Here is a 12,680-nt window from a genome sequence, read left to right as displayed (position 1 = left end):
CGGTCGACTAATCACGCGCCGGCCCGTGCTCCGCGCTTGGCGGGAATCGCCGAAGGCTGAGGCGCCGGAACGGCTGAGGTACGCTTTTTCCACAAACGGATCATAAAGAACAGAACGGATGCGGAGCTGACAACCATGACCGCATAGAATGCGCCGTTGAATTCGATTTCGAACGCCGCTATGCTGTGCCTTGCCGCATAGTAAGTGGCGAACAAGCCCAATTGTGCGACGATCGGCGCCCATAGCGACCGGTACCACAGATAGAGAAGACCGAAAATAACCGTTCCCATCCCGCCGTAAATCGTAAGCGCGGGATCCCACTGGAAGAACAACTGTCCATAGACGAGCGCGTCCAGCAGAAACACGACCGCCAGCGGCATTGCCGTCTTGAAGGCGTTGAAAATAAGGCCGCGGAACAAAATTTCCTTATAGACGGAGTGAAACAGCAAGAACACGATAAATGGAAGCAGAGGCCCGCCTACCAAAGAATTGAACAGCGTATCGAATTGAGGAAACGTTTCCTCAACGTACGGAATTTTTGCGATGCTGGTTACCCAAAGTCCCATCGAGATGGACAAAATAGCGATTTGAACGACCGTAGAGCGCGAAATGCGGGAGAAGCCGCACAGCTCGAACAGGTTGACCGACCGGTATCTGCGGAGAATGAAGAAGTAAAGCGCAACGGCGATAATATCGTTGATGACGAGCGCCCACAGATTGTTGCTGCTTTCGTTCAGCCACGGACGAATCGGCTCGTAGGAAGTAAGAACCTGCGTCCAGATGTAGATGACGGAGGTCAGCACCGCGTAATAGATCGCGATGTACGCGCCCGCTGCGGCGATCGCCTTAAGATACGCTTCCACCTTGCCGCCAGTTCCTGACTCGATGCCTGCGAACCGGCTGATGCGGAATAAGCCGAGAAGAACGAAGATGGCGCCTACGACCAGCACGGCGACCGGCATGAAGTCGTTCCCTTTGCCCAACGCCTCGATAAGCCCGTATTCCTTGGCAGCTACGATAGTAATGTTAAGCGTAGCGGCAGCCGTAACCGTCGACCAGACCGATTTCGTTTTGACATACATGAAGCTGTAAAACAGAGCTAGGAAAAACCCGGTTATGGAAATGGTCAGATTCGGCTGGAAATAGGCGTAGACAGCCGCGTGGGCCAAGAAAGCGACCGGCAGCGGAAGAACTCTGCGCAGCTCGCCGAACACTAACCCCCGGAAATACACTTCCTCGAACAGCACGCCGATAACTCCGGCGCCGAGAATCGCGAACACGAACGCATCCGATTTGGAGAACACATCCACGTAATTGTTCAGCTCGTACAGCGTCTTTTCCGGCAAAACCGACAGCGTCATCAATCCGAAAAAGAAGAGAGCGCAGCCCGCTCCGACGAGGAAAGAGCCGACGTACTCATTGTCGTTCAGCTTGCGGAAGCCTACGGCGTCAAGCAATCTTTTCGGCTCCGACTTCGTCAGCTTGTGGCGGACCTGGAATAGAAGGGTCAGAATCAAATAGATAATACAAGCGCAGATGATGAGAAGAACCGGAGGATTGTCGTCAAGCAGACGTTTGAACGTCTCGTTCTGCTCCTTCAAAATCCCTACACCCCAAAAAACGAGGAAGGTTACGCCTAAATAAAGGACGAGGTTAACAATCATACGAATATAATTCTTCATTATAACGACCCTGCTTTCCTATGGATTTCGAATGCGATCGCATTCGTTCTTTCCAGCTGTTCCTGCTCGCTTGCTCTTTTGGTTCGCAAAATAACCGTCAGCAGCTCCAGAGCGGCCCGAACGTCGTCGTCTGTCGGTTCGGCTCCCCGCCGTTCCGATTCCCGCAGCAGCTCTTCGATTTCCCGATAGGGCTTTACCGCTCCTTCGGTGTATTCCATTCGATCCTCGTTGCGATTCGGCGTCGCGACGGCAGCCACCAAGCACGCTTCCAGCAGCCGGCGGTTCGAGCGACTCCGCCGCCGCGCTTTCCATTCGGGCGAAAACAGCTTTTCGTGATCCTCCGGAAAATCGAACGCATAAACGACGGCGGCAGGATCGTCTTGCAGGAGCAAATGTTTCATCGTTCTTTGCGGACCGAAGTCTATCGCCGCTTCCATCGCTTGATTCCGCAAGTACTCCATCGTCTGCTTCCAGAGGACGGGTTCGGTCATCTCGAGCACCAAGCCCCGGATGATCGATTCCGCGCCTTCCTCGTAAGGCAAAGCCGTTGCGTTCGAGACGACCGGCTGGCGCGGTGTGCCGATGCTGGCGGCGCGTTCGCGCAAGAACGTCTCCAACTGGCGCGCGGCGTCGGCCATCGACGGTCCGTGGAAAGCCGCCCCGACCTTCAACGGGATCGTCTTCATTCCCCTGGCGGTAAGCTTCCGTTCCACCTCCATCATCGCGGCTTCCGGCCCGGACAGCACCTGCTGCCGCGAAGAGTTATAGCACGCAACGGCAAGCTGTCCGTCGAATTCCGGCAGCTCCGAGAGGAGAGCCTCCGCTTCCGGCCCCGTCATCCCGTTTACTGCCAGCATTCCGCCCTTGCCAGCGGACGCCGCTTCCTTCATGAGCCAGCCTCTCTGCCTGACGATCGCAAGCGTCTCGTTGAACGGAATCGCCCCGGAGCAGACGAGAGCCGTATATTCGCCCAAGCTGTGGCCGGCCAGCGCGAACGGAACGACGCCGGTTTCCCGGGTCCATGCGCGATAAGCGGCTACGCCGGCGGTGAGAAGCGCCGGTTGGGTGTTCTGAGGTCGGGTGAGCTCCTCTTCGGTGCCTTCCGAACATAGGCTGAAGAGATCCAACCCGAGCGTATCCGACGCTTCCTCGAACGTTTGCCTGACTTCCGGATAGCGCACCCAGTGCGTTTTGAACATGCCCCGGTATTGCGCGCCTTGTCCCGGGAACAGGAACGCGATCTTCTCCATCGTCACACCTCTTTTTCCAGAGTTGCCGCGGTTTGCTCCACTCGGCTTCGGGATTGCGCGGATAAATACGTCACGAACTTAAGAAAATCCCCCATCAACGATTTCAGCTTTTCCGTTCGCAGCCTTCTTCCGTTGTATTCGAAGCGGAAGCCGATCTGTCCCGGCACGATATGCACGGATAAGGCGAAATCGAACGGATGAAGATCGCCCGACCGGAAGCCCGGATCGTCCTTGCCGCGAATCAAAGGAAGAACGTGCCGCTCGTCTTTCGGAATAACGCTGCTCCGCAATTGCTCCGCCCGGTACTTGCGCGGTCCCGCCGCCGTATCGGCCGCTTCCACTTGCCGGCGAACCGACGAGAGAAGCTGCGGAAAATCGGCCAACTCGGAAGAACCGACCTTCACGTTAACGAGGTGACCGCCCGGAAGTCCGGCCGGAACCGCAATATCCGTCTTCCCGGCATGCCGAGCCAAGACGAACAAGAAGGAGGCTACGAACAGCGGATACATGCCGATTCGTTCCGAACGGCAAACCTCCTCCAGCGCCCGCACGGCGTCGGCTTCCAGCCGGAAATCGAACGAACGTCCTTGATTCGGCTCGTTCGGCCGGGCGAAGAAGGACGCCGGCAGAGCGATCGGCTCCGCAAGATTTTCTTGACCGACGTTCGATAGTCGGGCATTCACATGCTCGGCCAGCTTCGAAACGGTTGAGTATACGAACAGATCGGTTAATTTCACAAGACCGGGGTAGCGTTTTTCCAATTCGTTATGGGCGCGAACGAGCAGCAGCGAGTTGCCGCCGATTTCAAAGAAATTGTCGTTCACTCCGATCTTCTCCATTCCGAGAAGCTCTTGCCATAGAACGGTCAGCTCCCGCTCCGTCTCACCCGTCGGCGCCGCGTATTCCGCCGCGGACGCCGCCAATCCCCGAGGCTCCGGCAGCGCTTTGCGATCTGCCTTGCCGTTCGCCGACAGCGGCATCGCTTCCAGCTGTACGAAGTACGCCGGAATCATGTACGCAGGCAAGCTGCGACTAAGATGCTCCCTCAGCTGCGATGCGCCCAGTTCCTCGACCGCCACGTAATACGCGCTCAAGTACGACATCCCGCTCGCGTCCGTCCTCGCCGTCACGACCGCTTCGTTCACCGATCCGTGCTTCAGCAGCGTGTTTTCGATTTCGCCCAGCTCGATCCGGTAACCACGGATTTTCACCTGGTGATCGATCCGGCCCAAATATTCGACGTTTCCGTCCGCCGTCCATCTTGCCAAGTCGCCCGTCCGGTACATTCGTCCGCCCGGCTCGAACGGGTTGTCCGCGAATTTCTCCGCCGTCAGCTCCGCCCGGTTCACATATCCCCGCGCCAATCCGTCTCCCGCGAGGCACAGCTCCCCGGCTACGCCGATCGGCTGCGGACGGTTCGCCTCGTTCACGATGTACAGCCTCGTATTGTCGATCGGCCGTCCGATCGGCACCGTTTCCAGCCGCTCGTGCGCCGTGCAGTCGAAATGCGTTACGTCCACCGTCGCCTCGGTCGGCCCGTACAGGTTGATCAGACGCGTTCCGTTCGCTTCGTGCAGCAGAGCCCGGAACCGGTTCGCCTGCTTCGCGGTCAGCGCCTCTCCGCTTGCGAACACCTGCCTCAGCCCCGACAGCCTCCGAATTTGCTCCGGCCTGCCTTCCACCGCGTCCAAAAACGCGCTGAGCATCGAAGGCACGAAATGGATCGTCGTTGCGCCCCCGGCTTCGATCGCACGAACGATCGCTTCCGGTTCCTTCTCGCCTCCCGGCTCAAGGAACAGCACCGACGCTCCGACCGTCCCCCACCAGAACAGCTCCCACACCGATACGTCGAACGTGTACGGCGTTTTTTGCAGAATGACGTCCCGCTCCGTCAGCGGATACGCCTTCTGCATCCAGTTCAGCCGGTTGACGACCGAATAATGCTCGACCATGACGCCCTTCGGAAGGCCCGTCGAGCCCGACGTATAAATGATGTACGCCGGGCTTCGCGAAGTACCGAGCCGCTCAAAGCTCGTCTCGGAATCCAGGCTTGCCGTCGATCCGGCCAACAACGCTTCCGTTACGTCCAGCAGCTCCGCGCCCGTTCCCGCCAGCTTGGCGGCAAATTCCGCCGCAAAGCCGCTTTGCGTCAACGCGAGCCGCGCTCCGCTGTCGCCGAGCATGTACGCCGCGCGCTCCGCCGGAACGTCCGGCGACAGCGGCATATACGCTCCGCCCGCCTTCAGCACCGCCAGCAGCGCGGTCATCATCTCCTCCGAGCGCTCCATCGCGACCGCGACGACGCTCTCCGGCCCGACGCCCTTGGCGCGAAGCGTTCGCGCCAGCCGGTTCGCCTGCCCGTTAAGCTCCCGGTACGTCAGCTTGCGATCCCCGAACGCGAAGGCGAACTTATCTGGCGTTCGCGCCGCCTGCTCTTCGATCAGCTCGTGCAGCAGAACGTCGTTGCGATATGCCGCATGCGTGTCGTTGAAGCCCGACAGCAGCAGCTCCCGCTCCGCCTCCGTCAGCAGCTCCAGCTCCCCGATCGGCTTGGACGGATCTTCCGCCGCTGCTTCGAGCAGCCGGGCGTAGCGCTCCGCGAACAACGCCATCGTCTCTCGCTTGAACAGCTTCGCTCCGTACTCCAGCCGGCACTCGTACCCGCCGCCGTCATCCTCGACGATTTCCAGTAGCAGGTCGAACTTCGCCGCCCCGGTAGGCAAATCCAGAGGCCCGAACGTTACTCCTTCGATCGTCCGTTCCGCCCGCCGCATGTTCTGCATAACGAACATCGCGTCGAACACCGGATTCCGGCTCACATCGCGGCTTCCGCCGAGCGCGTTCGCGAGCGCTTCGAACGGATAGTCGGCGTTCTCGAAAGCTTCGATGGAAGCATCCTTCACTTCCGTCAAGAACGTATGGAACGACTTGCCCTCCGCCGGGTAACTGCGAATCGCGAGCGTATTCACGAACATTCCGATGATCGGCTCCAGCTCAGAATGAGGCCGTCCCGCCACCGGAGTTCCGACGATGACGTCGTCTTGTCCCGCGTATCGCGCCAGCAGCGCCTTGAACGCGGCAAGCAGCGTCATATACGGCGTAGCGCCGGCTTGGGAAGCGATCCGTCTCGCCTGCTCCGCCTGCTCGGGAGACAATCGGAACGACACCCGGTCTCCTTCCGCGCTTTTGACCGGCGGCCGCGGGTAATCTCCCGCAATGCCAAGCACGGGAAGCTCTCCCGACAAGCGATCGAGCCAGTACGCCTCCTGCTTGCGCAGCGCCTCTCCGTTCGCATGCTCCAGCCGCCACATCGCGTAATCCCGATATTGCAGCTTCAAGTCCGGCAGCGAAGCGCCTTCATATAACGCGATCAGCTCGTCCTGGAGCACAGCCATGGAGATGCCGTCGCCGACGATATGGTGCATGTCGAACAATAAGTAATGCCGATTGTCCGCCCTGCGAATCAGTTCGGCTCGCAGCAGCGGAGCCTCCGATAGCTCGAACGGTCGAACAAAAGCCCGGAATCGCGCTTCGATTGCGCCCGGCTCATCTCCCGATTCCTCCAGCCGCGTATAATCGAGCTTGAAAGGAACGTGCTCGTGAATCGTCTGAATCGGCTCTGCCCCCGTCATTGCGAACGAGGTTCGCAACGATTCGTGGCGGCCGATCAGCTTTTGGAACGCTTCCTCCAGCCGCTCGCGATCGACAGGGCCGCTTATATCCAACGCTGCAGGCAAATGGTAGCCGACTCCGCCTTCTTCCATTCGATGGAGAATGAACAAACGGCTCTGCGCCGGAGACAACGGATAATGCTCCCTTGGTTCCGCCGGCTCGATTGCGGTATACCCGCCTTGGCCCGCATTCGTAATTTTCGCTGCGAGCTGCGCAACCGTCGGCGATTGGAAAACGTCTCTAAGCGGCAAATCCGCCCCGAACGACTTATGCACCCTCGAAATCAGCCGCGCAGCCGTCAACGAGTTGCCGCCGAGATCGAAGAAATCGTCGTTCACTCCGACCTTTTCCACTCCGAGAAGCTCTTGCCATAGAACGGCCAGCTCCCGCTCCGTCTCACCCGTCGGCGCCGCGTATTCCGCCGCGGACGCCGCCAATCCCCGAGGCTCCGGCAGCGCTTTGCGGTCTGCCTTGCCGTTCGCTGACAGCGGCATCGCTTCCAGCTGTACGAAGTACGCCGGAATCATGTACGCAGGCAAGCTGCGACTAAGATGCTCCCTCAGCTGCGATGCGCCCAGTTCCTCGACCGCCACGTAATACGCGCTCAAGTACGACATCCCGCTCGCGTCCGTCCTCGCCGTCACGACCGCTTCGTTCACCGATCCGTGCTTCAGCAGGGTGTTTTCGATTTCGCCCAGCTCGATCCGATAACCACGGATTTTCACCTGGTGATCGATCCGGCCCAAATATTCGACGTTTCCGTCCGCCGTCCATCTTGCCAAGTCGCCCGTCCGGTACATTCGTCCGCCCGGCTCGAACGGGTTGTCCGCGAATTTCTCCGCCGTCAGCTCCGCCCGGTTCACATATCCCCGCGCCAATCCGTCTCCCGCGAGGCACAGCTCCCCGGCTACGCCGATCGGCTGCGGACGGTTCGCCTCGTTCACGATGTACAGCCTCGTATTGTCGATCGGCCGTCCGATCGGCACCGTTTCCAGCCGCTCGTGCGCCGTGCAGTCGAAATGCGTTACGTCCACCGTCGCCTCGGTCGGCCCGTACAGGTTGATCAGACGCGTTCCGTTCGCTTCGTGCAGCAGAGCCCGGAACCGGTTCGCCTGCTTCGCGGTCAGCGCCTCTCCGCTTGCGAACACCTGCCTCAGCCCCGACAGCCTCCGGATTTGCTCCGGCCTGCCTTCCACCGCGTCCAAAAACGCGCTGAGCATCGAAGGCACGAAATGGATCGTCGTTGCGCCCCCGGCTTCGATCGCGCGAACGATCGCTTCCGGTTCCTTCTCGCCTCCCGGCTCAAGGAACAGCACCGACGCTCCGACCGTCCCCCACCAGAACAGCTCCCACACCGATACGTCGAACGTGTACGGCGTTTTTTGCAGAATGACGTCCCGCTCCGTCAGCGGATACGCCTTCTGCATCCAGTTCAGCCGGTTGACGACCGAATAATGCTCGACCATGACGCCCTTCGGAAGGCCCGTCGAGCCCGACGTATAAATGATGTACGCCGGGCTTCGCGAAGTACCGAGCCGCTCAAGGCTCGTCTCGGAATCCAGGCTTGTCGTCGATCCGGCCAACAACGCTTCCGTTACGTCCAGCAGCTCCGAGCCCGTTCCCGCCAGCTTGGCGGCAAATTCCGCCGCAAAGCCGCTTTGCGTCAACGCGAGCCGCGCTCCGCTGTCGCCGAGCATGTACGCAGCGCGCTCCGCCGGAACGTCCGGTGACAGCGGCATGTACGCTCCGCCCGCCTTCAGCACCGCCAGCAGCGCGGTCATCATCTCCTCCGAGCGCTCCATCGCGACCGCGACCACGCTCTCCGGCCCGACGCCCTTGGCGCGAAGCGTTCGCGCCAGCCGGTTCGCCTGCCCGTTAAGCTCCCGGTACGTCAGCTTGCGATCCCCGAACGCGAAGGCGATCTTATCCGGCGTTCGCGCCGCCTGCTCTTCGATCAGCTCGTGCAGCAGAACGTCGTTGCGATATGCCGCATGCGTGTCGTTGAAGCCCGTCAGCAGCAGCTCACGCTCTTCTTCCGTCAGCAGCTCCAGCTCCTCGATCGGCTTGCGCGGATCTGCCGCCGCCGCTTCGAGCAGCCTCGCGTAGCGCTCCGCGAACAGCTCCATCGTCTCCCGCTTGAACAAGCTCGAATTATACTCCAGCACCGCGTCCAGCCGGCCGTTTTCCCCAGGGAACAGATCGAGCTTGAAATCAAGCTTGGAAGTGCCCGAATGCACATCGATTCGGCTGAACCGCGCCCCTCCGGCATCGAATCGGACTTTTCCGTCCATCTGGTTATGCAATATAAGCATCGTATCGTACAGCGGATTGCGCGAACGATCCCTTGCAGCGCCCGCATCCGCCGCAATATCGTCTATCGGGAACCGTTGATGATCGAAAGCGTCCATCAGCTCGTCGTTCACCCGCAGCATGAACGTCTCGAAGTCGGCTTCCTCCGGAATTTCGGCGCGGATCGGCAGAAACCGGTTGAACATGCCGACCGTACGCCTAACTTCGGGCTTGTCCCTTCCTGCCAGCAAGGAGCCGACGACGATGTCCCGCTGCGCTCCATACTTGTGCAGAAGCACGAAATAGACGGACAAAAATGCGGCGTAGAGTGAAATTTTACGAGTCTCCGCCAGCTTGACGATTCGGTACGCCGCTCCTTCCGGCAATTCGAAAAAGACGGCATCCCCTTCGAACGTCCGTTTTCCCGGTCGCGGATAATCGGTCGGCATTTGCAGCACTGGAAGCCCTTTCAGCCGCTCGCTCCAATAAGACCGGTGCTTCTCCGAACGCGCCTCTTTCTTTTCGCCTTCGTACCAGGCAGCGTAATCGATATAAGCGATGCCGGGCGATGGAAGCGTTTTCCCTACGTAAAGCTCAGCGAATTCCTCCATCAATACGGTTAAGGAAATACCGTCGCAAATGGCGTGATGAGCATCGATCAGAAGAACGTGACGATCTTCCGCGAGCCGGATCGTTCTCGCCCGAAACAACGGCGCGGCCGTCAGATCGAAAGGCCGGATGAAGCCGACGATCAAGCCGGGCAGCTCCCCCTCGTCCGCTTCGATCGACTCTACGGCGAAACGTACCGGCCCCGGATCGATCCGCTGCGCGATTTCCCCCTCGATCAAGTGAAAAGAGGTGCGCAGCGATTCATGGCGACCGATCAGCTCGGAGAACGCTCTCTCCGCCTCTTGCAGCCGGAACGGCCCGTCGATTCTCAGCGCTGCTGGAACGTTATAGCAAGCTCCAATCCCTTCCTGCTGCTCCTGGGCGTAAATCCGGTATTGCGCTTCGGAAAGCGGGTAATGCTCCCGACGCTCCGCCGGTTTTATCGCGGTTGCGTTAGGCCGCTCGACCGGTTCCGCTTCGCGAATCAAGCCCGCAAGCTCGCGCACCGTATCTTTTCCGTACAGCTCGCGAATCGGGATTTCGACACCGAGCCGCTCCTGCACCGCCGCTACGAAAAGAGCCGCTTTCAGAGAGTTGCCGCCATTTTCAAAGAAAGAATCGTCCACGCCGAGCGATGCGGTGCCGAGCGCCTCCATTCCCATCTTTTGAAGGTCGCGCTCCAATTCGTCCTCCGACCATTCGACGGTACGCGACTCCGATGACGCCGTTCTCCGAAGCTCCTCCAGCTCTCGCTGCTCCCGGGCGAACTCTCCGTCCGCGAACCGCTGCGCCAGCAAATAGCGCTGGAGCTTTCCGCTCGTCGTTTTCGGAATCTGTCTGACCGGAAGCACCGCGCCGACATCGAAGCCGGCATGTTTTCGAATCAGGCGCTCCGCTTGCTCCGCCACGGGAACGAACGTCTGCAGCTTGCCGCGAAACAGCACGAACACGATCATTTCGTCCGACTGAAGCCGTTCGTTGAACACGCCGCATACGGCAACTCTACGCAATTGCCCACCTTCATCTTCTTCCAGCAGCGCTTCCAAATCGTGAGGATAGACATTTTGCCCGTTTACGAAAAGCACGTCTTTTTTGCGGCCCGTTACGACGAGCCTTCCGCCCCGCATAAATCCGAGGTCGCCAGTTCGGAGCCAGCCGTCTTCCGCGAAAGCCCGCTTCGTCGCTTCCTCGTCGTTGTAATATCCGCGAGTGACGTTGCGTCCTCGTATATGGATTTCCCCAATTACGCCTTCGGAGAACGGCTCGTCCTGCTCACCGCAAATTCTGACTTCGCAATCGGTGACAGAGCTTCCGAGATCGACATAAGTAACTGTAGGGCGCCGTTCGCCGTCGCCTTTGCCGTCGCCGTTCTCATCCCGCACATGCTCCCGAACGGGCTGCCCCGTTCTCGATCCGCGCTCCACCTCTACATCGATCAGCGGCTCGCCCGCAGGCGGGAACGTAACCGCAAGGCTTGCTTCCGCCATCCCGTACACCGGAAACATAACGTTCGAGCGAAGGCCGTATTCGTTCATTTCGTTCAAAAATTGACGGCACAAGCTCGCGGAAATCGGTTCGGCTCCGTTAAAGATCAGCCGAACGGAGGACAAATCCCAATTTTTCGCTTGCTCGCGCTTGTAGTGGGCCAAAAAGTGCTTATAGCCGAAATTCGGCGACGCCAGCGTCGTAATCCGATGCTCGTTCGCTTTGTTCAGCCACAACGTCGGATGCTGAATGAACAGAGCGGGAAGCATCAAATATTGATTCATGCCCGCCATAATCGGCGTCAGGTGAAAACCGATCAAGCCCATGTCGTGCGTCATCGGCATCCAGCTTAGCGATGAATCGAGCCCGGTCGCCCCGGAGCATTCGACGATCGCCCGCATGTTAGCGAGCAAATTCGCATGAGTCAGCGTCACGCCCTTGGGCTCGCCGGTCGAACCCGAGGAAAACTGGATAAAAGCGATATCCTCCGGCGAGCTCTCGTGAAGCTGTCCCGGCTCGCCCGACAATTCCGACCACTCGGCGACAAGCGATCTCTCGCTGCCGATTTCCGCCAGCAAGGCGCCGAATTCGTCGCCCGGGCCGCCGCTCTCCGCCGAATGACGGCTCCAAAAGTCCGCTTCGGCGACGAGGTAAGGCCGATTCAGCTTTTTCCATACGCTTGTGAGCTTCTTCTTGTTCTCCTCGCTACCGCCCGGGGTGAGCGGCACCGGCACGATGCCGCCGAGCATACACGCCCAAAACCAGGTCAGAAATACGCGGTTCTGCTCGATCTGGAAGACGAGCTCGTTGCCGGGCTTCAGTCCGGCTTCCTGCATGTGCCTCAGCAGCAAGGACGCTTCGCGATGCAAGTCCCGGTAACTGACGGTCGACTGCTCGGACGCGCTTCGGATGAATGTAATTCCTTTGCCTTCCGTTCGATCGCTAAACAGCAGCTGCGCTAGATTCCGAATCGTCATAAGGTTCGTTCCTCCTTCGTGCACAGCAAACGATTGATCAATTCCGCAACCGGCTTCGCATGCTCGTTGATAAAGAAATGGCCGCCTTCGAATTCATGAAAGTCGCTCGTTCCGGTCGAATGAACGCTCCATTCCGACGGATCGCAAGGCTCGTCTTCCGTTCCGTGCAGCACCGTCATTCCGCAAGACAACTTGTCGGAGGCATCCGCCTCATCGCGGTAAGTGTCCGACGCTTCGTAATCGGCCTTCAAAATGGGCAAAAACAGCGAGAGAAGCTGCTCGTTCTGGAAAAACTCCGGAGGCGTTCCGCCCAGGCTCCGTATTTTTTGCTTGAACCGCTCGTCCGGCAGCAAGTAGACCGGCTCGTCAAGCTCTTTGACTTGAGGTGCCGCCCTGCCCGACACGAACAGCCGAACCGGAGGCTTCTTTCCTAGCCGCTTCGCCTTGCGCGCCAATTCGAAAGCGACGACGCTTCCGAGACTGTGCCCGAACAAGGCGTAGGGACGTTCGGACAGTTGCCCTTCGATGCGTGTGTAAGCGTCTTCCACGATTGGCCCGATGCGCCGAAGCGGCGGCTCCGGGAATCGTTTTCCCCGCCCCGGAATTTCGACAGGGACGATATCGATAGATTCGTGAAACAGAGGCTTCCACTTCTCGTATACGGAGGCGGATGCTCCCGCGTAAGGAAACATAAACAGCGTTACTCGATCCATACG

The 12,680-nt window shown here is 59.5% G+C and carries 4 protein-coding genes; all 4 read right to left on the bottom strand.

Going from position 1 to position 12,680, the window contains the following annotated elements:
- Positions 1 to 11: 11 nt before the first annotated feature.
- Genes D3H35_RS07430 through D3H35_RS07415 form a run of 4 tightly spaced genes read right to left on the bottom strand, consistent with a single transcriptional unit; the run spans position 12 to position 12,677 of the window.
- On the bottom strand, positions 12 to 1,682 hold the full coding sequence (locus tag D3H35_RS07430; protein ID WP_119148446.1) for a type II CAAX endopeptidase family protein: 1,671 nt from the start codon (positions 1,680 to 1,682) through the stop codon (positions 12 to 14).
- Positions 1,682 to 2,932, bottom strand: coding sequence for an ACP S-malonyltransferase (locus D3H35_RS07425; RefSeq protein ID WP_119148445.1), 1,251 nt, complete (start codon positions 2,930 to 2,932; stop codon positions 1,682 to 1,684). The genes D3H35_RS07430 and D3H35_RS07425 overlap by 1 nt, the downstream gene beginning before the upstream one ends.
- Positions 2,933 to 2,934: 2 nt before the next feature.
- Positions 2,935 to 11,964 (bottom strand): non-ribosomal peptide synthetase, encoded by a 9,030-nt coding sequence (locus D3H35_RS07420; protein ID WP_119148444.1) that lies wholly within the window; start codon positions 11,962 to 11,964, stop codon positions 2,935 to 2,937.
- Positions 11,961 to 12,677 (bottom strand): thioesterase II family protein, encoded by a 717-nt coding sequence (locus D3H35_RS07415; protein WP_158593984.1) that lies wholly within the window; start codon positions 12,675 to 12,677, stop codon positions 11,961 to 11,963. The genes D3H35_RS07420 and D3H35_RS07415 overlap by 4 nt, the downstream gene beginning before the upstream one ends.
- Positions 12,678 to 12,680: the final 3 nt, after the last annotated feature.

Source organism: Cohnella faecalis (assembly GCF_003570905.1).
In the GTDB taxonomy this organism is placed as follows: domain Bacteria; phylum Bacillota; class Bacilli; order Paenibacillales; family Paenibacillaceae; genus Cohnella; species Cohnella faecalis.
Note: the sequence above shows the minus strand (reverse complement) of the source record. Positions and strands in the feature narration are given on the sequence as shown.

Bases quoted from the DNA above. Each gene is read 5' to 3' on its own strand.
- D3H35_RS07430 (WP_119148446.1), bottom strand. From the start codon at position 1,682: ATGAAGAATTATATTCGTATGATTGTTAACCTCGTCCTTTATTTAGGC.
- D3H35_RS07415 (WP_158593984.1), bottom strand. From the start codon at position 12,677: ATGGATCGAGTAACGCTGTTTATGTTTCCTTACGCGGGAGCATCCGCC.
- D3H35_RS07425 (WP_119148445.1), bottom strand. From the start codon at position 2,932: ATGGAGAAGATCGCGTTCCTGTTCCCGGGACAAGGCGCGCAATACCGG.
- D3H35_RS07420 (WP_119148444.1), bottom strand. From the start codon at position 11,964: ATGACGATTCGGAATCTAGCGCAGCTGCTGTTTAGCGATCGAACGGAA.